Raw genomic sequence first — 22,689 nt, forward strand, 5'->3', positions numbered from 1 at the left:
GGAGACCCGATGACCACCCTGATCAGCAACGTCACCGTCGTGGACGGCACCGGAGACCCCCGCTACCAAGCCGATGTCGAGATCGCCGACGGCCGGATCGCCCGGATCGCCGACCCCGGATCGCTGACCGCGTCCGGAACCTCGATCGACGGCACCGGACTCGTGCTCAGCCCCGGCTTCATCGACATGCATGCCCACTCCGACCTGCAGCTGCTGGTCAACCCCGACCACTACGCCAAGCTCAGCCAAGGCGTCACCACCGAACTGCTCGGCCAGGACGGCCTTTCCTACGCTCCGGTCGACGACCGGACGCTGGACGGCGTCCGCCAGCAGATCGCCGGCTGGAACTCCAACCCCGACGACTTCGACTGGGACTGGCGGAGCGTGGGGGAGTACCTCGACCGGCTGGACCGTCCGGACGCCGACGGCAACCGGATCGCGACCAACGCCGCCTACCTGATCCCGCAGGGCACCCTGCGCGCCCTGGTGGTCGGCTTCGACGACCGGCCGGCCACCCCCGAGGAGATCGCGCGGCAACAGCAGGTGATCCGCGACAGCATGGAAGAGGGTGCCATCGGCATGTCGTCCGGCCTCACCTACACCCCCGGCATGTACGCCGACACCGCCGAGCTCGAGGCATTGCTGACCACCGTCGGTGAGCTGGGCGGTTTCTACGACCCGCACCAGCGTTCCTACGGCAAGGGTGCGCTGGAGGCCTACGCCGAGATGATCGAGCTCAGCCGGGCCACCAGCTGCCCGCTGCATCTGGCCCACGCCACGATGAATTTCGGGGTCAACAAGGGCCGGGCCGGGGAGCTCCTGGCGCTGATCGACGCGGCTCGTGCCGAAGGGGTCGACATCACCCTGGACACCTACCCCTACTTGCCGGGCGCCACCACGCTGGCCGCCGTGCTGCCCAGCTGGAGCGCGTCCGGCGGCATCGACGCCACCCTGGAGCGGCTGCAGAACCCGGAGACGCTGGCCCGGATCCGGCAAGCCCTCGAAGTGGACGGCTCGGACGGCTGCCACGGCGTGATTGCCGAATGGGAGACGCTGGAGATCAGCGGCGTCCAGAACCCGGAGCTGGCCGACATCGTCGGGAAGACCGTCGAGCAGATCGCCGCCGAACGGGGGGCCGAGCCGTTCGACACCTTCGTCGACATCCTTCTGCGTGACCGGTGCGGCACCGGCATCCTGCAGCACGTCGGCCACGAGGAGAACGTCCGGGCGATCATGGTGCATCCGGTGCACACCGGCGGCAGCGACGGGTTGCTGGTCGGCGGCAAGCCACACCCGCGGGCCTGGGGCACCTTCCCGCGCTACCTCGGTCACTACTGCCGCGAACTGGGTCTGATGAGCCTGGAAGAGACCGTCAACCACCTCACCGGACGTCCCGCCGCACGGCTCAAGCTGGTCGATCGCGGCCTGGTCCGCGACGGCTACGCCGCCGACCTGGTGCTCTTCGACCCCGACACGATCGCCGACACGGCGACCTTCCCGGAACCGCGGCAGCCCGCTGCCGGCGTCCATTACGTATTCGTCAACGGTGTCGCCGCGATCGCGGACGGCGCTCCGACCGGTGCCCGCGCGGGGCGTGCCCTGCGTCGTACTGCGAAGGGGACGGCACGCGTAGACGGCTGAGCCCACCCCGATGTCCGGCCGGCCCAGCAGCGCTGACCCGGCCCGGTCACCCCAACCATTGAATGGAGAAACCATGGACGCCTTCCTCGACTGGCTACGCCACGACACGGCCGGTTTGCTGACGCTGGCCGGCCTCGGCATCGCACTCCTGCTCTTCCTGATCATCAAGCTGAAGGTCGAACCCTTCATCGCACTCGTCGGCATCGGCGTCGTGGTGGCGCTGGCCGGCGGGGTGAGCATTCCCGACCTGGTCGGCACCCCGATCAAGAGCTCGGACGCCCTGATCGAGAAGGGGTTCGCCGGCATCCTCGGCCACATCACGTTGATCATCGGTCTCGGCACGGTGCTGGGCGCGATCCTGGAACGCTCCGGCGGTGCCGAGGTTCTGCTCGGGAAACTGGTGTCGATCTTCGGCGAGAAGGGCACCCCGCTCGCCATGGGTGTCACCGGCTTCGTGCTCGGCATTCCGGTGTTCTTCGACATCGGCATCTTCGTGCTGGCGCCGCTGATCTACGTCGCCGCCGTCCGCGGTGGCCGTTCGCTGGTGCTGTACACGCTGCCGTTGCTGGCGGGTCTGTCGATCACGCACGCCTTCCTGCCGCCGCACCCGGGCCCGGTCGCGGCGGCCGGCCTGTTCCACGTCGAGCTGGGCTGGATCATCATCATGGGCCTGGCCTGCGGCATCCCGGCCTGGTTCGTCGGCGGCATCGTCTGGGGCACCTGGATCGGCAAGCGGGTCGTCGTGGCGGTGCCCGAGGACCGGATCGTCCCCGAGGCCGAAGAGGCCAAGGGCCACGAGCCGGGCATCGGTGTGGTGCTGTTCGTCATCGGCCTGCCGATGATCCTGATCCTCGGCGGCACTTTCGGAAACATCTTCGCCCCCGAGGGTGCGCTGCGCGACATCCTGATCTTCTTCGGCAACCCCGGCATCGCGCTCACCGTGGCGGTGCTGATGGCGATGTGGCTGCTGGGATTCCGGCAGGGCATGACCGCCGAAGAGCTGGGCGAGCTGAGCGGATCGTCGCTGAAGCCGGTCGGCATGATCCTGCTGGTGGTCGGTGCTGGTGCCTTCTTCGGTGCCGTGCTGGCCGCGACCGGCGTCGGCAAGGCGGTGGCCGGCACGCTGTCGGCGGCCGGTCTGCCGCTGATCGTGTCGGCCTACGTGATCGCCTGCGGCATGCGGATCGCGCAGGGTTCCGCGACGGTGGCGATCGTCACCACCGGCGGCATCCTGGCGCCGGTGCTGACCAGCGGCGAGTACTCGCAGCCGCAGCTGGCGCTGATCGTGATGGCGATCTCGGCCGGTTCGATCATCGCCAGCCACGTCAACGACGGCGGCTTCTGGATCATTGCGAAGTACTTCAACATGACGGTCAAGCAGACCCTGCAGACCTGGACGATGCTGGAGACGGTGCTGTCGGTGGTCGGCTTCGCGATGGCGTCCCTGCTGTTCCTCGTCGTCAGATAGCGAATCGAGACCCAGCGGTGCACAGGCGGTCCGGCTCATCTCACGGTGAGCCGGACCGTCGGTCCGTGTCGGCAGCCGAACCGGTGGGACGCCGGGAACCGTCCCCTTCGATCCACCGGCCACCGGGTCGCTCGGACGCCTGCCCGCCGTGACCGAGCCACCGGCGCCCATCGGTGGATCGAGGCTAGGATGGCGCGGGACTGTCATCGACCGGGAAGTGGTGAATCCACCGTGGGTGTTCTCGACAAGCTGCTGCATATGGGCGACGGGCGCAAGCTCAGAGAGTTGCGCCGGGTTGCCGATCAGGTGGCCATGATCGAACCCGACTTCGAAGCGATGAGCGACGAGGAGCTTCGCGGCCAGACCGACGAGTTCCGCAAGCGGCTGGAGAACGGCGAGAGCCTCGACGCGATCCTGCCCGAGGCGTTCGCCACCGTCCGCGAGGCGACCCGGCGGGTGCTCGGCAAGCGGCCCTACGACGTCCAGATGATGGGTGGCGTGGCGCTGCACCGGGCGAACATCGCCGAGATGAAGACCGGCGAGGGCAAGACCATCGTCGCGCTGATGCCGTCGTACCTGAACGCGCTGACCGGCAAGGGCGTCCACATCGTCACGGTCAACGACTACCTCGCCAAGTACCAGTCCGAGCAGATGGGCCGTGTCCATCACTTCCTGGGTCTCGAGGTCGGCGTCATCTTGGCGCATATGACGCCCGCCGAACGGCGCCGCCAGTACGCCGCCGACATCACCTACGGGACCAACAACGAATTCGGGTTCGACTATCTGCGCGACAACATGGCGCTGTCCCTGGACGACTGCGTGCAGCGCGGCCACCATTACGCGATCGTGGACGAGGTCGACTCGATTCTGGTCGATGAAGCCCGGACGCCGCTGATCATCTCCGGGCCGGCCGAGGACAATCACCAGTGGTATCCGGAGTTCGCCAAGATCGCCGAGCGGCTGGTCCGCGACACCCATTACGAGGTGGACGAGAAGAAGCGCACCGTGTCCATTCTCGAAGGCGGAATCACCGAGGTGGAGAACCGGCTCGGCATCGAGAACCTCTACGAGAGCGCCAACACGCCGCTCATCTCGTACCTGAACAACGCCATCAAGGCCAAAGAGCTGTTCAAGAAGGACAAGGACTACGTCATTCTCGACGGCGAGGTGCTGATCGTCGACGAGCACACCGGCCGCACCCTGATCGGACGCCGCTACAACGAGGGTCTGCACCAGGCGCTCGAGGCCAAGGAGAAGGTCGAGATCAAGGACGAGTACCAGACCCTCGCCACGATCACCCTGCAGAACTACTTCCGGATGTACGACAAGCTTGCCGGCATGACCGGCACGGCGAAGACCGAGGAGAGCGAATTCCAGAAGATCTACGGCCTCGGCGTGCTGCCCATCGAGACCAACAAGCCGATGATCCGAGTCGACGCCAAGGACCTGATCTACCGCACCGAGGCGGCAAAATTCGCCGCCATCGTCGACGACGTGGTCGAGCGGCACGAGAAGGGTCAGCCGATCCTGATCGGCACCGCGTCGGTGGCCAAGTCGGAGGCACTGTCCAAGCTGCTCACCAAGGCCGGGGTCAAGCACGAGGTGCTGAACGCGAAGAACCACGCCCGTGAGGCGGCGATCATCGCCCTGGCCGGACGCAAGGGTGCGGTCACCGTCGCCACCAACATGGCCGGACGAGGCACCGACATCATCCTCGGCGGCAACCCCGAGTTCATGGCCGACGCGGTGCTGCGCGAGAAGGGCCTCGACCCGGTCACCCACGCCGACGAGTACGAGGTCGAGTGGGCGAAGGTGATCGGGGAGATCGAAGAGCAGGTCGCCACCGAGCACGACGAGGTGGTCGAACTCGGCGGCCTGTACGTGATCGGCTCCGAGCGGCACGAGTCGCGCCGGATCGACAACCAGCTGCGCGGTCGTTCCGGACGCCAGGGCGACCCCGGCGAGAGCCGGTTCTACCTCAGCCTTGAGGACGACCTGATGCGGCTGTTCAAGTCCGACATCATCAACTGGGTGATGGTCGCGCTGAAGGTGCCCGACGACGTCCCGATCGAGAACAAGCGGGTCAGCAGCTCGATCCAGCAGGCCCAGGAGCAGGTCGAGGCGCAGAACTTCGAGATGCGCAAGAACGTGCTCAAGTACGACGACGTGATGAACCGGCAGCGGCATGCCATCTACGGCGACCGGCGCCGGGTGCTGGAGGGCGCGGACGTCGAGACGCAGCTGCGCGGCACCGTCGACTCGGTGGTCGAGCAGTACGTCCGCGGCGCCACCGAGGGCTTCGTCGAGGAATGGGACCTGGAGCAGCTCTGGACCCAGATGGGCACCCTGTACCCGGTCGGCCTGGACCTCGCCGAATACGAGGGCGTCGAGATGACCGCCGACGAGCTCGTCGAGGACTTCAAGGCCGACGCCCAAGCCGCCTACGACCGGCGCGAAGCCGAACTCGGCGAAGACACCATGCGCGAACTGGAGCGCCAGGTGCTGCTCACTGTGCTCGACCGCAAGTGGCGTGAGCACCTCTACGAGATGGACTATCTGCGCGAGGGCATCGGGCTGCGGGCGATGGCGCAACGCGACCCGCTGGTCGAGTACCAGCGCGAGGGCGGCGACATGTTCAACGCCATGATGGAAGCCTTCATGGAAGAGGTCGTCGGCTTCCTGTTCAACCTCGAGGTCAAGGTGCAGCAGCCGCCGACGGTCGGCCTGCAGACCGACGCGGCCGGCGTCCCGATGTCGGCCGAGGTGCTCGACGAGCTGATCGCCTCGGTGACCACGGACGAAGCCGAGGCGGCCGACCAGGCCGAGGCCGAACCGAAGGCTGCCGAGGAGCCCAAGGCCCGTCCGGTCGTCCAGGCCAAGGGGCTCGGGGAGCGGCAGCAGCGTCCGATGGCGTACTCGGCCCCCTCCGAGACCGGCGAGGCCGTGAGCAGCCGCGACGACGACGACGAGGACCCCTACGCCGGTGTCGGACGCAACGCGCCCTGCCCCTGCGGTTCGGGCAAGAAGTACAAGATGTGCCACGGACGCCGCGGCTGAGCGGCTCTTCGAGGGTTCTGCCGGGCAGCTCAGGGCGAGAACAGCAGCAGCAGTCCGGCGCAGGTGTAGCCGACCATCAGAATGAGCATCGGCAGCTGGCCGAGGATCACCCGGCGTCCCTTCAGGGCGGCGAGCGACAGGTCGTGGGCGAGCAGCACGCCGAGCAGGTGCCCGATCACGATCGCCGCCAGCTGAATGACGGCGACCACTTCGGGGTAGTCGAAGATGCCGGTGTTCACGCCCAGTTCGGCGGTGCCGAACACGTTCCAGCCCAGGCCGAGCGGGTCGGACGCCAGAATCGCGGTGCGTTGCCCCTCCAGCACCAGCAGGCTCAGATAGTGCGCGACGGAATACCCGATCACGATCGGCACCAGGCTGGCCGCGGCGGTGTTCGTCCAGCCGACGGCGGTCGCGCGCGCCGCCACGGCGAACGTCCCGGCCACCAGCAGTGTCATGGCGAGCAGTCCGGCGGTACCCCACAACTCGCGGGGCAGCGTGGACGACTGCACCCAGCCCACCCAGCCGGTGGTGTTGGTGAAGCTGTCGTAGGCGGTGATGCCGAGCAGGGCGCAGCTCACCCAGGCCGTCCCGCGCGGCGTCGGGGCGGTCGCCGCATGCCGTAGCGGGTCGACGAGGTGAAGGACGTCGTCGATCCGTTGCCAGGGCGACAGGGTGGCGACCCGTTCGGCGAACACCTCGAACGGGTCGGACGCCGCCACCCATCGTTCGCCGAACAGCACCGCACCGCCGAGCACGATCACCAGCCAGGCCAGCGTCCACCAGCGCAGCACGGTCAGCGTGTTGTTGTCGGGCTGGACGAGTTCCAGCCAGGCCAAACCGAATAGCGTCAGCACCCCCGGCAGGACGCCGATCCGGCGCCAGGTCTTCTCCCGCAGCGGACGCAGCGGCCCGCGGGGCGCCACGAGCCGGGCCAGCGTGCGCAGCGGATTGGCCCGGCGCCACACCGGCCCGAACAGCAGCGAGACAGGCACCAAACCCACCCACAGCCACACGAAGACGAACCCGAACACCGGATTGGTCACCCGGTCCTGCCCGAACCAGAGGGCCATCGCCATCCAGGCGTACAGCGCCAAGGTGACGAGCCGGACGCCGGCACGCGCGACGGGGGCGTCCACCAGCCGGGTCATTCCGGGCAGCGGGACACCGCGCGCCGCGGTGTAGCGGGGACGGCGCCAAGCGGCCACCAACACGGCGAACGACACCACCAGAGCCAGCGCGGCCCCCAGCAGGACGAACTCGAACGGCAGCGGCAGGTCCTGCCGCGAACCGAGGCCGTGCAGCGGCAGTCTCACCGGATCTGCAGCACCACGATCAGCATCTCGGGATGGTGCGACTCCACCTCGTAGCGGCCGGTGCGGTCGGCAACCATCGGCACCGTCAGGTGCTGGCCCGCCGACACCTCGATCTCCTTGTCGAAGCCGTGCACGTGGACCTCGTCATCGCGGTCCGAAGTGATGTCGAGAACGAACGCGTCGCCCTTCGCCAGGTCGACGCGGGCACCGCTCGGCGACACCTTGCCGTTGGCCAACTCGATCGTGATCGTCCGCACATCCGGGGTAGGTGTGCTGCTGGCGACGGTCGGCGAGGGACTCGACGAGGGGGTGGTCACCGGAGTGGACGATCCGGACGCCGAAGCCGCCGGGCTGCTCGATGCCGGTGGCCCGCCGGCACATCCGCTGAGTACCAAGACGAATGCCACCACCGAGAGCAAGCTGCGCACCAGCCGATTCTTGCACGGCCCGACCCTTGGTTCGGCTCGCCGGGATCGCCACGTGGACGTCCTTTGGCCCAGCGCGGGCGGGAGACCGGCGGCGGGGTGCGGAGACCGGTGCCGGCCAGCCGTCGAGCGCGCCGGAGTACTGGGGCGCGGCACTACGCTGACCATGACCCGGCGACGAGAAGGAGCAACCGTGGCGGCACCCGTGACCAGGGCGGAGGCGCTGCTGCTGGCCCGTGACCAGCCGGCGCAGCGGTGGCATCAACTGAGCCTGCTGGTGCTGGACGGGCCGCCGCTTCCGGCGTCCGAGATCACCCGGCTGATCGGGCAGCGCATCGGGTACGCCCCACGGTTCCGGCAGAAGCTCGCCGGCACCGGGTTGCAGTCCTGGATCGACGATCGAGGCTTCAACCTCGCGGGCCACCTGCGGACCACCGCGCTCCCGGCCGGGACCACCATCGAATCGTGGCTGGCCGGCCAGTTGGCGTCCCCGCTCGACCGGTTGCACCCATTGTGGGACGCGACGATTCTGACCGACCTGCCCGGTGGCGCTTGGGCGCTGTCGGTCCGTGCCCATCCTGCGCTGATCGACGGCGCCGACAACGTCCACCTGCTGCACGAACTGCTCGACGAGCAGCCCACCCCGATCGCCGGCGAGGTGCCCGACTGGCAGCCGTCCAGCGACGACGCGCCCGGCCTGTCCGGGCTGCTGCGCAACCTCAACGATCCGCTGCAGGCATTGCAGGACGTCGCGGCCGGGCTCGGCGGACTGGCCGAGTACGGCGTCCGGCAAGTGACGACGGCACCGGCAGCCCGGCAGGTGGCGGCCGTCGAATGCCCGCTCGCCGAGCTGAAGAAGGTGGCGAAGGGTGCCAGCTGTGCGGTGCACGATGTGATCGTGGCGCTGGCCACGGCCGGCGTCCGGGGCTGGCAGATAGCGAACGACCGGCTGCTGCACGACCCGGTCGCGCTGATCCCGCTGGCCGTCGGCGACGACGGCACCAGCGCGCTCGGCTGCCTGGTCGCGCCGCAGTTCATGCAGCTGCCGGCGACCACCATCACCGCCGCCGAGCGGCTGACCGCGATCGCCACCCTGACCCAGGCCCGGATCGACTCTGACCGTCTGGTGCCGGCCGCCGAACTGACCGAGCTGGCCGGATTCCCGCCGCCCAGTACCCACGCGGTCGCGGCCGCGACGGTCAGCGGCGGACGCCCCCACGAGGTGCTGATCGCCAACGTGCCGGGACCGTCCACCCCGCGTTGGCTGGGTGAGCGTCGGGCACGAGCACTGCACGCCTTCGCGTCCACCATCGACGAGCAGGCGATCACGATCGGCGTCAGCAGCCTCGACGGACGGGTCAGCTTCGCGGCCAACGCGGTCGGTCCGCTGCCGACCTTCGCCCGCGATGTCGCCGACGAACTCGGCGTGCTGCTCCGCGGGGTCCGATGATGCTGGTCTTCGTCCCGCTGACCACCGCCGAACTCGCCACCTGGGCCGAAAGCGGACGCCATCGTCCGGCGGCCGCCTACGCGGTGACACCCTCGCTGCGTGCCGCATTCGGGTTCTCGCTCGCCGACGACGAGGACGCCGAACACACCGCGTTGCACATCGCGGGGCTGGACGCCCTGCTGCGCGGCGGACGGCGCCTGGTCGCGGTCGCCGAGGCCGCCGCCACCCCGGTGTCCGGAGCCGAGTTCGGCGAGGTTGCTGTCGGCGTCCTAGGCTTCGATGCGGTCACTGCCCTTTTCGCGGATGAGTCCCCAGTGTCCGCGGAGGCGTTGGCCGATCGTGTCGGCGGGCGTGCCTTGGACACAGCGTGGGACGATCCAGCGGTGGCCGAGTTCCTCGCCGACAACGAGTTGCTGTGGCATGGGCCGACGGAGTGGCAGTCGCTGGTCGCGGGCGAGCCACGCGAGCTCCGATGACCGAAGTGGCCGCGCGTCGTCCCGGACTCGATCCGGGATCTCTGGTGGCTGGAGGTCGGTCGTGAGCTCCCGGCGTTCGCCGGGATGACGCTTGACGTGCTGGTGTGACTTCGGGGGAATGCGGCACGCTAGGGAGGTCCACAGCGGCAGTCCTAGGAGGCGGTCATGCCACGGTCCATCTGGAAGGGCGCGATCTCGTTCGGGCTGATCACCATCCCGATCAAGGTGTACGGCGCCACCGAGACCAAGGACCTGTCCTTCCGGCAGGTGCATCCGGCCGACGGCGGACGGATCAAGTACAAGCGGGTCTGTGAGGTCTGCGGCAAGGAGATCCCGTACACCGAGATCGCCAAGGGCTACGAGACCGGCGACGGACGGATGGTGATCCTGGAGTCCGAGGACTTCGAGAACCTGCCGCTGCCCACCACGAAGGCGGTCGAGGTCGTCCAGTTCGTCGACACCGAAGAGGTCGACCCGACCTACTTCGAACGCACCTATTTCCTTGAGCCGGACGGGCCGGGCGCCAAGCCGTACGTGCTGCTGCGCCGGGCCTTGGCGGACGCCGGGAAGGCCGCGCTGGTGAAGGTGGCGTTGCGCTCGCGGGAGTCGCTGGCGCTGATCCGGGCCAAGGACGACCTGCTGCTGATGCACACCATGCTGTGGCCCGACGAGTTGCGCGACGGCGAGTTCGCCGCGCCGTCCGATGACGTGAAGGTGTCCGACGCCGAGGTCGAGATGGCCCGGATGTTCATCGACCAACTCACCGGGGACTTCGACCCGAGCCAGTTCGCCGACGTCTACCGCGAGGCGTTGGAGGCGGTCGTCGAGGCCAAGCTGGCCGGCACGCCGGCCCCGGAGGCAGCCGAGGAGGCTCCGCAGCAGGCCGACGTGGTCGATCTGGTGGCGGCGCTGCGGGCGTCCGTGGAGGCTGCCAAGAGACGGCGAGAGGCGGCAGCGAAGGCCGGCTGACCGGCCTCCGGCGCGCGTTTGGCGTCCTATGTTCCGGTGCGCCGCAGAAATCGTTGCATCAAGTCAAGTAACCGTAGAATCTCTCGTCCGTTCCTCGATTCTCGGTGGAATGCCCGCTGTCGCGGTGCGAGGTTCTGCACTAGGCTCGAGCAATGGATGCCATCACCTCTGTCCCCGTTCCGGTCAACGAGCCGGTCAAGGGCTACGCCCCCGGTAGTGACGAGCGTGCCGAACTCGAGGCCGCGCTGACCCAGCTTGCCGACGCCGAACCCGTGGAGTTCACCGGAACCTTCGGTTCCGAGCGGCGTCCCGGACGCGGTGAGGGCCGCTACGAGGTGCGGATGCCGTCCGATCACGCGCACATCCTCGGCCACATCCAGCAGGCCAGCCACGCCGACACCGAGCAGGCCATCGCCGGCGCCATGGCGGTGGCGCGCGACTGGGCCGACATGCCGTTCGACCAGCGGGCCGCGATCTTCCTGCGCGCCGCCGACCTGATCGCCGGACCGTTCCGGGCCTGGATCAACGCCGCCACCATGCTCGGTCAGGGCAAGACGGTGCAGCAGGCCGAGATCGATTCCGCGTGCGAGCTGATCGACTTCCTGCGGTTCAACACCCACTTCGCCCAGCAGATCTACGCCAACCAGCCGATCAGCAGCCCGGGCGTCTGGAACCGGATGGACTACCGCCCGCTGGAGGGCTTCGTCTACGCGATCACCCCGTTCAACTTCACCGCGATCGCCGGCAACCTGCCCACCTCGGCCGCGCTGATGGGCAACCCGGTGCTGTGGAAGCCGGCGCTCACCCAGATGTTCGCCGCCGAGGTGCTGGTCGACGTGCTGCGCGCGGCCGGCCTGCCGGACGGCGTGATCAACCTGGTGCCGGGGCACGGCAAGGAGGTCTCCGACATCGCGCTGGCCCACCCCGATCTGGCCGGCATCCATTTCACCGGCTCGACCCGGGTCTTCCAGGGGCTGTGGTCGCAGGTCGGCAACAACATCGCCAACTACCGCTCGTACCCGCGGATCGTGGGCGAGACCGGCGGCAAGGACTTCATCCTCGTCCACCCCAGCGCCGACCCTGCGATCGTCACCACCGCGTTGATCCGCGGCGCCTTCGAGTACTCCGGGCAGAAGTGCTCGGCGGCGTCCCGCGCCTACCTGCCGCGGTCGCTGTGGAAGGCGCTGTCGGACGACCTGATCGGCCAGACCGAGGCGCTCAAGGTGGGCGACGTCCGCGACTTCAGCAACTTCACCTCCGCGCTGATCGACGAGCGGGCCTTCGACAAGCTGGCCGGCGCGATCGACGCGGTCAAGGCCAGCTCGGACGCCGAGATCGTCGCCGGTGGCAGCTACGACCGCAGCGAGGGCTGGTTCGTCCGCCCGACCCTGGCGGTGTCGGACAACCCCAAGCAGGACATCTTCGTCACCGAGTACTTCGGTCCGCTGCTCGGCATCTACGTCTATGACGACGCCGACTACGACAAGGTGCTCGACCTGGTCGACACGGCGTCCGCCTACGCGCTGACCGGCTCGATCCTGGCCACCGACCGGACGGCGATCGAACTCGCCCAGAACCGGCTGCGGTACACCGCCGGCAACTTCTACATCAACGACAAGCCAACCGGCGCGGTCGTCGGCCAGCAGCCGTTCGGCGGGGCGCGGGCGTCCGGCACCAACGACAAGGCCGGCTCGATGTGGAACCTGATGCGCTGGACCAGTCCGCGCGCCATCAAGGAGACCCTGGTGCCGCCGGTGACCACCGGCTACCCGCACATGCAGTGAGTTCATCCGCTGGTCGAGCTTGTCGAAATCACGAAACTAGGGATCTCGACAAGCTCGATCAGCGGTGGGCTGGCTGAGCCGGTCGAAACCAAATTGGCGATTGTCGGGCACCGAGTCCCGCTTTCACTCTGAAGCTCCGCCGGTCGAATTCGCTGAGTCCTGTAGGTCGTAGCGGACGAACTCATCTTCTCGACCGAGTGCCCGGAGCGAGGTCATCAGGTTTTGGCGCGCCTGTGCGAGGTCGTTCGCGTACCTGGTGGGGTTGGTGTGGGCGAGGTCGCGGTAGAGGTGGAGTGCTTCTTCTGCGTGGGTGAGTGCTTGGTCGTAGCGGCCCAGGCTCCACAGCGTGCCGCCGAGGTTTCCCAGGCCCGAGGCGAGGTCGTTCGTGTACCTGGTGGGGTTGGTGTGGGCGAGGTCGCGGTAGAGGTGGAGTGCTTCTTCGTGGTGGGTGAGTGCTTCGTCGTATCGACCCAGGTCCCGCAGCGTGCCGCCGAGGTTTTCCAGGGCACTGGCGAGGTCGCTCGTGTACCTGGCGGGGTTGGTGTGGGCGAGGTCGCGGTAGAGGTGGAGGGCTTCTTCGTGGTGGGTGAGTGCTTCGTCGTATCGACCCAGGCTCCACAGCGTGCCGCCGAGGTTTCCCAGGCCCGAGGCGAGGTCGTTCGTGTACCTGGTGGGGTTGGTGTGGGCGAGGTCGCGGTAGAGGTGGAGGGCTTCTTCGTCGTGGGTGAGTGCTTCGTCGTATCGACCCAGGCTCCACAGCGTGTTGCCGAGGCTTCTCAGGGCCCTGGCGAGGTTGTCGGTGTGTTTGGTGGGGTTGGTGTGGGCGAGGTCGCGGTAGAGGTGGAGTGCTTCTTCGTGGTGGGTGAGTGCTTCGTCGTATCGACCCAGGCTCCACAGCGTGCTGCCAAGACTTCTCAAGGCTTCAGCGAGATCGGCGGTATGGTGGCCGGAAGCTTCTTTCACAAGCACTCGGTAGAGGTCAACGACCCGCTGTCGACAGCCAGACGCACGCTGATAGTCGCCGAGGTCGGTCCAGGAATCTCCCAGACTACCGATCGCTATCGCAAGCTGATGTTCGTCTGCATGGTCCTCGTACCGGTACTGGACCAGAAGCTGGTTGGCAACGAGGGACGCGTGCGGCAGGTCGAGTTTGTCCAATTCGGTCAGGATCTCGTCGATCGCGCGTCGGTCTGGAGGATTCCGGGTCAGGACCTCGGCGAGGAGCTCGTCCGTCAATCGGCTCGCGGGCGCCCGAATGACGACTATGCGGAGTGCATCGGCATCGATTGGTTTGTCATCCTGGGCCAGCAGGTTCTCCGCACGCGTAAGTGCCTCGGCATATCGTTCGGCGGCACTTAGCAGCCGGGAGGCGGCTCCCACCAGGTCGAGAAGGTCGAGATCACGCACCAGGGCATAGCAGAGCGCAGCGTCCTCAATGAGCGGCGGCACTGCCACGGCGTGGGTCAGTGCCTCCAGAGGCAGGGCGAGGGCATGCGGCCCGGTGCCGGGGTAGGTGCCGAGCAGCCAATCGGAGACCTGCCGGATCCGTTCCGCCGATGCGTCGTGCAGTTCCGGGACTTGCCGGAGGGCCTTATGGATCGAGTTGCGGTCGCGGGCGCCGAGCAACCATACGGCGGCGACGCATCGGCGCGGAAGGTCACTGCCGGGCGGAGTCTGCGGAAGTGCGTCCCAATGTCGCATCTCTTGCTCAGCGAGAACGGTGAAAACTCCGGTCGAGGCCTCTTCGGGCGCCGGCATCTCCGTGGTGAGCACGTGGGCCAGCGCATAGGCGTGAACCACGCCGATCGGCGTGCCCTCGGCGAATTTCAGCGGCCGGGTCTTCCGCGCAGGATGATCGCGAAGGAGTCCAGCGAAGGCTGAGGACGCTTTTGTGGCCCACCGGGTGAGGTCGCCGGTGGTGCCCTGCGGTCGCAACTCGAGTCGTGCGCCGGATTTGATCACCTCGGCGGTGAGTTCGGAGACCCCGCCCGTCCGCCGCAGCACCCACTCGTAGTTGCGTGCAACGAGGATCACCCGCAGCCGGCTGGACCCGCGGGTGACTACCTCATCGAGAAATTCGATCACTCCGTCGCGCGCCTCGCCCAGTTCGACGACGACCAGATGCTTCCCCGGTACCGCGAGGATCCGGCCGACTGCGCCGGCGCCCGCTCCGGGTTGAAGCCTGCTGGTTCGCCACGTGCCGGAGAGCCGTTCCGCGGCGTGGATCGTCAGACGAGTCTTGCCGACCAAGGACGCCCCGGTGAGCACGAAGAACGACGGTTCGTCGGGCGACGTGCACCACTCCTTCAGCCGCTTCGTTTCTGCGTCGCGCCCACGGAATTCGCACACGCAACGATCCACATTGAGCAGAGCAGAGGGCGACTTGCTGGCAGCGACGTCCCGAGGAATGTCCAGCGGCAGGTCGTTGACGACGCTCGCGCGGCGCTCCTCCGCGTCTTGCTGCGCCTGTCGTGCGGAACTCCGGAGCTGCAGAACGACCAACACGATGGTCGCCACGAAGAGTCCGCCGAACAGCAGCCATAGCCAGAGCGCGTTGGCCGCCAGCCACTCGGGCGCGACCAGCGCGGACACGAGGTTCGTGGCAAGTGAGAAGGCTGCCGCCACGGCCGCAGTCGCAACGGGCAATGTGAACAACCCGCGCCCACGATCTCGGTCGTCCGCCATGGGCGAAGCCTGTCACATGTCGAATGCGATGTGTTCCAGCGACGATGTCATGGCCCGTAGCTCGAGTAATGCGGCTTTGCCTTGGAGGCCGCTTTTGCCGTGATGGTTCCGTGAGGCTGCGGTCCTCAGGCCATCGAAAGGAATTGGTCGTGGAACGGTGCATCGAGCGCACCGCCCTACACCACGACCAGATCGAGGGCGGGGTCGAGTTGCTGGAGGTCGCCGGGGTCGCTGGTGACCACGCGGGTTTGCGAACGACGAGCACAGACGACGACGTGTGCGTCGGCGATGTCGTTCGTGCCGCTGGCCGCCAGCAGCCTGCCGACATGAGTCGCGTCCACCCGGTCGAGCGGCACCACCTGGGTTCGCGGCTGCCGCAACAGTCGGGCGAGCCGGGCCTGCCGCGCCGGATCGCGGATCGCCTGAGCGAGGGCAGTGCCGGGGACGATCACCGGCTGGCTCAACTCGTCCGCACGCGCCAATAGGACGATGACCTTGCGGTCGTTGCGATCGAGGTGGATCAGCGGACCTGCATCGAGCGTCACCCCGCGATTGCTCACGCCGCGCTGCCCGGCTCGGCCTCGGCGACGCCCAGGACGCGGTCTGCCCAGGCGCGTTCCTCCGGCGTCATGTCGCCCCCGGTCTCTTGCAGCGCGTGGGCGAGCATCGCACCCCAACCGGCCACATCGTCGAGGGCCACCTCGATCGCGTGCTGGACGAAACCCGACACGCTGTCCGCCTTGCCCTCGGACACCAGTCCGCGGATCGATGCCACCCACTCCGTCGGCACCGTCACGGTGATCTTCTGCATCGTCGCCATACCGATCACCATACCTTCGGACGTCGTCTCCACCACAACGCCTGCGGTAAGGCACATCGCCTGCGTTGCAACGCAGGCGATGTGCCTTACCGCAGGCGACCTGTCCTTCAGCTACTTCCGATCATGTTCTGAAGTAGTATGGCGTTCATGAGCACGCCAACCCTTGAGCCCCGGACGGTGCGGTCGTCGGAATTGTCGCGCCACCCCGCCGAGGTGTTTGCCGCAGCCGAGGAGGGCCCGATCGTGGTGACGCGGCGAGATGGGGAGTCACTCGTGCTCACCACCCAGGAGCGGGCCGTCCAGCAGCAGGAGTTGCTGGGGGTAGCGGCGCAGCTGATAGCGGCGTCCCTCGAGGACGGCCCGATCGCCGATCGTTTCGTCCGGTACTTTCCGTGGATCGGTCTGCTCAACGAGGTCGATCGCGACGAGTGTGCGGCCGAGATCGTGGCGGTGGCCCGCGGCTCGTTCTCGGTGGGGCAGCCTCAGCGTTTGCTCACGGTTATCGCCGCCTGGCGCGACACGGCCGAGGCGGTCGCCGCCGGCTGGGGTGCCCGTGCTCCCGAGTGGTTGCCCGAGGACGTACCTGCGCCGGATCCGCGTTCGTGACGCGGGACAGCGGTATTCCGAGGCCACGGAGGCGGGTCTTGTCGCGGTAGGTCCCACCACAACGCCTGCGGTAAGGCACATCGCCTGCGTAGGAACACAGGCAATGTGCGTTACCGCAGGCGTCGTGGTCGGGGCCTGCGTCAGAGAAGTGCGGGCGCCCGCCAAGGGACGATCACTCGCCGGTGGCCGGATCGATCACCGCGGAGACCCGGTGCATGACGTCGCAGGGGACGCCTGCGCGACGGGCGTGTTCGCGGACACTTTCCTCGTTGTCCGCCACGTAGACGCAGAAGATCTTGTCGTCGGTGACGTAGCTCTGCTGCCAGCTGACCCGTGGTGACATGGCGGCGATCACGTCGTTCGAGCCACGCGCGGCCTCCCGAAGCTGATCGGCCGACATCTGTCCCGCGCCCGGCACGGTGCGTTCGATTACGAATTTGGGCATGGCCACTTCTCCTTGTCGTTGCGCCCTTCGGCGGGCTATTGCTGTGGTGAATACGAGGCTAGGGGCAGCCACCCGCGGGCACATGACCAGAAATGGTCATTTCCCGACGCGGGAACCGAATCCTCTCGACGCCGAATCGGGCAGGTCCTACGGTGGGCGGCATGCGGGAATGGAACGCGCCTACGCTCCCGGCGGGGTGGGCGATCTCGAACCAACCGCCCTTCGTCGGGCGGGATTCCGAGTTGCAGAGCGTTCTCGCCGCCTTCTCCGACGTGGTGCGGGGAACCGTGCGCGGAATCTTTCTCGAGGGAGCGCCGGGCATCGGCAAGACGCGGCTGATCGCGGAGTCGTCCGTGCGCCTGCGGGAGCTCGGAGCTGCGGTGTTCGTGGGTTCCTGCGTCGCCGAATACGGCGCTCCGCTGGAGCCGCTGGGCGCACCTCTCGCCCAACTGCTCGACCTGACCGGTCCGGACGCCGCCACCGACCATTCGCGCCGACTGATCCGCGAGGCGCTCGACCCGAACCCCGAGGCCGTCCACAGCGCTGGGCTCCCGACGAACGGTCCGGGCGGGGACGCCGCGTCCAGGCTCGCCGCCGCCATCGTCCAGCTGCTGCGGGACGCCGCACAGGTGCACCCGATCGTGCTGGTCCTCGACGATCTGCACTGGGCGGACCGGACCATGCTGAGACTGCTCCCGCGACTGATCGCGGGACTCGCCGCCAGCCGGGTACTGATCCTGGCCGGCTCCCGTAACACGGCGCCCGACCGGTCGTCCCTGGCCGACGACGTCCTCGCCGAACTGAGCAGATTCGAGTGCGTCCGCAGGATCGGACTGTCGCCACTCACGCCGGACCAGGTGGCCGAATACGTGGCGGCGCGCCAGCCGGCGGCCACGTCCGGCCGATCGGAGATCGCGCGACGCCTGAGCTTCCTGACCGGCGGCAACCCGTTCCTGCTCCGGGAAGCCTGGCGGCAGGTGGCCGGGGCCGGCGACTCGGACGCGGTCGTGCTGCCCGAGACGGTCAACGACCTGTTCAGGACCCGGCTGGGATCGATCCGGCCGGACGACCGACAGATCCTCGAAGCGGCCGCGATCCTCGGCATGGACGTCGTGCTGGACGAACTCGTCGCCTGCACCGGCCAGCCGGCGTCGGTGATTGTCGGCAGCCTCGAACGCGCGTCCGGTGCCGGTCTCATCGAATGGGTCCGGGGTCGTGGCGGATCGCTTCGGTTCACCCACGCCATCGCCCGGCAGGCGCTGCTCGATCGGATTCCGGCGTCCGATCTGCCGGTGCTGCACGCCCGCGCCGCCGAATCGCTTGACCGCCTCACGCCACCGCCGGACCGGCTCGTCCAACGACTGGCCCATCATTACACCCAGGCCATCTCACTCGGCTACCGGCAGCAGGCCGTGGAATACACGGCACGGGCGGCGGAACTGGCCTCGTCGCAGCGGGCCTACGAAGATGCCGCCCGCCGGTATGAAGACGCGGCCGACCTCAGCGACACGGCGGAGAGACATGCCGAGCTGATCGTGTCCGCGGCCCGGAATTGGCGCCTGGCGGCTCATTTCGTACAGGCCCGTGAACTGGCGCGCGAAATCTGTGAGTCGGCTGTCTCCGCTCGACACCGGCTTCGCGCCGCCATTGAATTCGAGGAGGCGAGTTGGCGTCCCGGATTGCCCGGCGTCGATGCCGTCCGACTCCTTTCGGCGGTGCTGGAATCGGCATCGGGACGAGAGTCGGATGCCGAACGCATCGTGGCGCTGGCGGCATTGGCGCGGGCCACCTCGATGGCGGGCAGGCCGGATGAAGCGGCCCGGATCGCGGCCACCGCGACGGCGCAGGCGCGAGAGCAGGGCGATGTCGAACTCTTGCTCCGCGTCCTTCGCCGCGCCTACGTGCCCAGCCTGCGTCCGGGCTCGCTGCCACGGGCCTATGCGACGGCGCGGGAGTTCTGGCAGCTGGGCCGTCAGCATGCGGTGCTGTTGGGAGATGACCTCCACGCCGGTCCCCATTTCTGCGCCGCGGCCGCCTATGTTCTCGGCGATCGTCAGGTCTTGGACGAAGCCGACCAGGCGCTCGCCGCGGCAGCCGAACAATTCGGCGCCTTCTGGCAGTTCTGGCAGGAATGCCAGAGCTATATCCGCCATTTCATCGCGGGCGATCTCGATCGGGCGAAGGCCGCGTCGCGGCGGGCGTCCGCTGCCGAGGCCGAGTTCCGTGCCGACGCCGAGTCGAATGTGCCCGCGCAACAGCTCTACATGATCAAACGGGAACGCGGCGACCTGGGGGTGGCGCGGGCGGTGATCACCGGGGACGAGTCGCCGCACGGATTCTGGGCGCCCGGACTGCTCAGCCTGTACACCGAACTTCGCATGGTGAACCCGACCCGTCGGCTGCTCTCCTGGCTGCTGGAACACGATCGCCCGAGTGCGCACGAGTCGGCCGAATGGCCGGGGAGCCTGGCGTTGATGACCGAGGCCGCACTCTTGCTGGACGACAAGTCGGCCCTGCGCCGGCTTCGCCCGTGGCTGGCCGAATACACCGGCATGAATCTGACGGTGGGCTACTTCGTGACATCGTTCGGGGCGGCCGACCGGTACCTGGCGCAGGTCGACGCGGCCCTTGAGATCGGCGACCCAGGCTCGCTGTTCGGGGCCGCGCTGGAACTCGAGGAGAGATTCGACGCCGCGCTCTACATCGCGCACACCCGTGCGGCGACCGTCCGCTGGCTACGGGAACGGGACGCCCGCTCACGGGAGGCGTCCGCACTGGCCGAACAGGTCCGGGCCACGGCGACACCGCAAGGCTGGACACGGGTGCTGGCGGTGCTGGACGAGACCACGCCGGGCAAGGGGCGCTCCGACGGTCTGACCGCGCGGGAGATCGAGATCCTGCGGCTGCTGGACGAGGGCCTGAGCAACCACGGCATCGCCACCCGACTGGTGATCAGCCAGCACACCGCCGCCAACCACGTCCGCAACATCTTGTCGAAGACCGGCAGCCGGAACCGATCGCAGGCCGTCCGGTACGCCCGCGACGCCGGACTGCTCGGCACCGGCGAGTAGTGCGGTGACCTGCTACTCGACCCCGGCCAGCTGACCAGTGCCGGCCATCACCCGGCCCGAGACCTCGGTGATCACGTCGGCCGGGACGCCGGCCCGCTCGGCCGCCTTGCGAATCGCCTCGCTCGAGGGCGCCTCGTAGAGGCAGTAGGTCTTCATCCGGTCCAGCGACAGATAGGAGAAGAGCCAGCGGACGTCCTCCTCATCGTTGATCTCGTTCAGGAGCGTCGCGTCGACCGGGAGCGTGACCGCCTCGGCGTAGGAGCGTTCGATGACGAAGTACGGCATGGTTCACCTCAAAGGTCTGGACGTGGGCACGAGGCAGGCGCGCTGGCGCTCGATTCTGTTGTCCGCACGGCGGTTCGTCTAGTGGGTTGAATTGCGTAGTGCCTGTCGCGGGTCCGGTGGTCGAGCCGTCGAGACCGGATTCGGTCGGCGGTGTGCCAGCCAGCTGGTGACCAAGAGAACCGTCCCCATGGTCACCGGGGACGGTTCTCTTGGTCACTCAGGTGCAGTCCTGCACCAGTTCGGCCATGCGTTCCATCAGACGTCGCCAGCCGGGGGAGTAGTCGCGGCGGTAGCTGACCACCAGCTGCTGGGCGAGCGAGTCGTCGTCCTTCCATTCGGACGGATCGGGCGGCGGACGGTGGGTCGTCACCCACTCGACGGTGGCCTGGGCCAGCTCCTCGATCCGCGGATCGTCAGGCGGGTAGTCGAAGGCCTGATCGGTGCGCAGGTAGAGGTCCCGGTAGCCGGGATCGTCCAGCATCGCCTGCTGGGTGTCGAGCCAGGTGGTGACCAGGTCGGGAAACAGCACCTCAATCAGCAGCCAGGCGTCCCGCTCCATCTGCAGGGTGCGCTCCGAGACGCCGAGGGAGCGCATCTCGTGGTGCATCCGGATCACCTGCGGCGGCAGGAACGGTTCACCCCGGACGGCGAGCCGCTGCAGCGCCTGCCGGGTCGCCTCCAGTTCGGCGATCCGGGTCTGCAGGTCGGCGTCGATCTGCGCGGCCGCGTCGCGGAAGGCGTCCGGTTCGGCATCGGTCAGCTCACCCACCCGTGACAGCGGGACGCCGGCGTCGGCCAGCACCTTGATGCGATGCAGCTCCACCACCGCTTGGGCGTCGTAGCTGCGGTAGCCGGACGCCGATCGCTCCGGCTCGGCCAGCAGGCCCAGCGCGTGGTAGTGCCGGATCGCTCGTGGGGTGACGCCGACGTAGTCAGCCAGTTGTCCGATGGTCAGCATGAGCATCCTCCTGTCGCGGCTGGATGTAGCCCTTCAATCCCGGTGCGACCAGGGCATAGATGCCGACCACGACCCAGCCCGCCGCCAGCACCCAGGCCCCGGCGCGCAGATCTGCCCCGGCCAGAATCATCGCCATCAGGCCCAACCCGAGCGGACTGGCGACCATGGCGAGGGCGGAGTAGGCGCCGAAGACCCGGCCGCGCAAGGCGTCCGGAACATGCTCGGTGAGCACCACTGTGCTGATCGGCTGCAGCAACCCCGAGCCCAACCCGGCCGCCACCATGCCGGCGGCGACCAGCCAGAATCCCTGCAGGGGAGCGATCAGCACCGCCGACACCACGTAGAGCAGGTTGGCCACCACCCAGGCCGCCCAGCGGCGTCCGCCGAAGGCCCAGCCGTAGATGCCCGAGCCGGCCATGGTGCCGACCGCGTACGCCGACAGGCTCAGTCCCAGCAGCCCCGGCGCGGCCAGGGTCACGAAGTGGGCGGGCAACACGACGCTGAGCAGCGGGGCGACCAGTACCATCGAGCCCAGGCTGATCAGCAGCAGGGTGAACAGCGGACGGCTCTGCCGGATGTGGGTGAATCCGGCCAGCGGCGAATCGTCCTCGGACGCCGCGACCTCACTGGGCAGCAGCGGCATCACGCCGATCGCCAGCGCGGCGAGCGCCGAACAGGCCGCGGTGATCCACACCACCTGGATCGACGGCAGCACCGTCAGCAACCAGCCGGCCACCGCCGGTCCGGCCAGGAAGGACAGGCCGAACAGCATGCCGCGCGAGGCCGCCACCTTGTCGAGCCCGACCCCGGACGTCTGCGAGACGTTCGCCAGCAGAGTCTCCCGTGCCGTCATGCCGGGCACGTCGAAGAGTGCGCCGAGGATTCCCAGCGCGATGAACCAGGCCACGTTCAGGCCGACCGCGGCGTCCACGACGGCCAGCGCGGCCACCGCCAGTGCCGAGCCGATATCGGACAGCACCGACATCCGGCGGCGTCCCACCTTGTCGATCAGGTGTCCGCCGGCGAACGCGGCGATGGCGCCGGGCAGCGCGCTCGCCGCGGCCACGGTGCCGGCCATCGCCGGATCGCCGGTGCGCTCCAGCACCAGCCAGGGCAGCACGATCGAGATTGCGGAGTTGCCGAACAGCGAGGTGGCCGTCGCGGTCAGGTAGAGCGGCAGAGTCGTCGTGGTTGCCACCCCACGAGTGTGAGGGTTGACGTAGCGTCAAGGTCAAG

18 protein-coding genes are annotated in these 22,689 nt (G+C 68.2%); 9 read left to right on the forward strand and 9 right to left on the reverse strand.

Going from position 1 to position 22,689, the window contains the following annotated elements; genetic code table 11:
- The first annotated feature begins 9 nt into the window (after positions 1-9).
- The 3 genes from QM619_RS09555 to secA all read left to right on the forward strand — a co-directional run bounded on the left by QM619_RS09555 (position 10) and on the right by secA (position 6,166).
- Complete coding sequence (locus tag QM619_RS09555; RefSeq protein WP_415107373.1) at positions 10-1,641, forward strand: N-acyl-D-amino-acid deacylase family protein; 1,632 nt, start codon at positions 10-12, stop codon at positions 1,639-1,641.
- Positions 1,642-1,714: 73 nt separating this feature from the next.
- Positions 1,715-3,109 carry a GntP family permease gene (locus QM619_RS09560; RefSeq protein ID WP_415107375.1) on the forward strand — a complete coding sequence of 465 codons (1,395 nt, stop codon included), beginning with the start codon at positions 1,715-1,717 and terminating at the stop codon, positions 3,107-3,109.
- Positions 3,110-3,298: 189 nt separating this feature from the next.
- Positions 3,299-6,166 (forward strand): preprotein translocase subunit SecA, encoded by a 2,868-nt coding sequence (gene secA, locus QM619_RS09565; RefSeq protein ID WP_415107378.1) that lies wholly within the window; start codon positions 3,299-3,301, stop codon positions 6,164-6,166.
- 29 nt (positions 6,167-6,195) lie between these two features.
- Here the strand turns inward: secA and QM619_RS09570 are convergent, their stop codons facing one another.
- Both QM619_RS09570 and QM619_RS09575 read right to left on the reverse strand, forming a co-directional pair.
- The gene (locus QM619_RS09570) at positions 6,196-7,479 is read right to left on the reverse strand and encodes a hypothetical protein (RefSeq protein WP_415107381.1); all 1,284 of its coding nucleotides are present in this window, start codon (positions 7,477-7,479) and stop codon (positions 6,196-6,198) included.
- Positions 7,476-7,907, reverse strand: a complete 432-nt coding sequence (locus tag QM619_RS09575) for a hypothetical protein (RefSeq protein ID WP_415107384.1) — start codon at positions 7,905-7,907, stop codon at positions 7,476-7,478. Before QM619_RS09575 ends, QM619_RS09570 begins: the two co-directional genes overlap by 4 nt.
- Before the next feature lie 190 nt (positions 7,908-8,097).
- On the opposite strand from QM619_RS09575, the gene QM619_RS09580 reads away from it, so the two are divergent.
- From QM619_RS09580 to pruA, 4 genes are all read left to right on the forward strand, one after another.
- Positions 8,098-9,354, forward strand: coding sequence for a wax ester/triacylglycerol synthase domain-containing protein (locus QM619_RS09580; RefSeq protein ID WP_415107386.1), 1,257 nt, complete (start codon positions 8,098-8,100; stop codon positions 9,352-9,354).
- Positions 9,354-9,830: a DUF6912 family protein gene (locus QM619_RS09585; RefSeq protein WP_415107389.1), complete on the forward strand. Its 477-nt coding sequence runs from the start codon at positions 9,354-9,356 to the stop codon at positions 9,828-9,830. The genes QM619_RS09580 and QM619_RS09585 overlap by 1 nt, the downstream gene beginning before the upstream one ends.
- Before the next feature lie 165 nt (positions 9,831-9,995).
- Complete coding sequence (locus tag QM619_RS09590) at positions 9,996-10,799, forward strand: Ku protein (RefSeq protein WP_415107392.1); 804 nt, start codon at positions 9,996-9,998, stop codon at positions 10,797-10,799.
- Positions 10,800-10,951: 152 nt separating this feature from the next.
- Positions 10,952-12,583, forward strand: a complete 1,632-nt coding sequence (pruA, locus tag QM619_RS09595) for an L-glutamate gamma-semialdehyde dehydrogenase (protein WP_415107395.1) — start codon at positions 10,952-10,954, stop codon at positions 12,581-12,583.
- 123 nt (positions 12,584-12,706) lie between these two features.
- On the opposite strand, the gene QM619_RS09600 is transcribed toward pruA, so the two are convergent.
- From QM619_RS09600 to QM619_RS09610, 3 genes are all read right to left on the reverse strand, one after another.
- A complete protein-coding gene (locus tag QM619_RS09600; RefSeq protein WP_415107398.1) occupies positions 12,707-15,208 on the reverse strand; it encodes a tetratricopeptide repeat protein in 2,502 nt (833 codons plus the stop codon).
- 236 nt (positions 15,209-15,444) lie between these two features.
- Complete coding sequence (locus QM619_RS09605) at positions 15,445-15,813, reverse strand: PIN domain-containing protein (protein ID WP_415107401.1); 369 nt, start codon at positions 15,811-15,813, stop codon at positions 15,445-15,447.
- Between the two features lie 11 nt (positions 15,814-15,824).
- The gene (locus QM619_RS09610; RefSeq protein ID WP_415107404.1) at positions 15,825-16,088 is read right to left on the reverse strand and encodes a hypothetical protein; all 264 of its coding nucleotides are present in this window, start codon (positions 16,086-16,088) and stop codon (positions 15,825-15,827) included.
- 147 nt (positions 16,089-16,235) lie between these two features.
- Between QM619_RS09610 and QM619_RS09615 the strand changes: the two genes are divergently transcribed.
- A complete protein-coding gene (locus tag QM619_RS09615; RefSeq protein ID WP_415107407.1) occupies positions 16,236-16,694 on the forward strand; it encodes a prevent-host-death protein in 459 nt (152 codons plus the stop codon).
- Positions 16,695-16,866: 172 nt separating this feature from the next.
- On the opposite strand, the gene QM619_RS09620 is transcribed toward QM619_RS09615, so the two are convergent.
- Positions 16,867-17,139: a DUF4242 domain-containing protein gene (locus tag QM619_RS09620; RefSeq protein ID WP_415107409.1), complete on the reverse strand. Its 273-nt coding sequence runs from the start codon at positions 17,137-17,139 to the stop codon at positions 16,867-16,869.
- A gap of 161 nt (positions 17,140-17,300) precedes the next feature.
- Here QM619_RS09620 and QM619_RS09625 point away from each other — a divergent pair, with 161 nt between their 5' ends.
- Complete coding sequence (locus QM619_RS09625) at positions 17,301-20,210, forward strand: helix-turn-helix transcriptional regulator (protein ID WP_415107412.1); 2,910 nt, start codon at positions 17,301-17,303, stop codon at positions 20,208-20,210.
- Between the two features lie 12 nt (positions 20,211-20,222).
- Here QM619_RS09625 and QM619_RS09630 read toward each other — a convergent pair whose 3' ends face one another.
- The 3 genes from QM619_RS09630 to QM619_RS09640 form a co-directional block, all read right to left on the reverse strand.
- Complete coding sequence (locus tag QM619_RS09630) at positions 20,223-20,495, reverse strand: DUF4242 domain-containing protein (RefSeq protein WP_415107415.1); 273 nt, start codon at positions 20,493-20,495, stop codon at positions 20,223-20,225.
- 217 nt (positions 20,496-20,712) lie between these two features.
- Positions 20,713-21,453: a MerR family transcriptional regulator gene (locus QM619_RS09635; RefSeq protein WP_415107418.1), complete on the reverse strand. Its 741-nt coding sequence runs from the start codon at positions 21,451-21,453 to the stop codon at positions 20,713-20,715.
- Complete coding sequence (locus tag QM619_RS09640) at positions 21,428-22,651, reverse strand: MFS transporter (RefSeq protein WP_415107421.1); 1,224 nt, start codon at positions 22,649-22,651, stop codon at positions 21,428-21,430. The genes QM619_RS09635 and QM619_RS09640 overlap by 26 nt, the downstream gene beginning before the upstream one ends.
- Positions 22,652-22,689: the final 38 nt, after the last annotated feature.

Source organism: Micropruina sp., assembly GCF_047606665.1.
Classification (GTDB): Bacteria; Actinomycetota; Actinomycetes; order Propionibacteriales; family Propionibacteriaceae; genus Micropruina.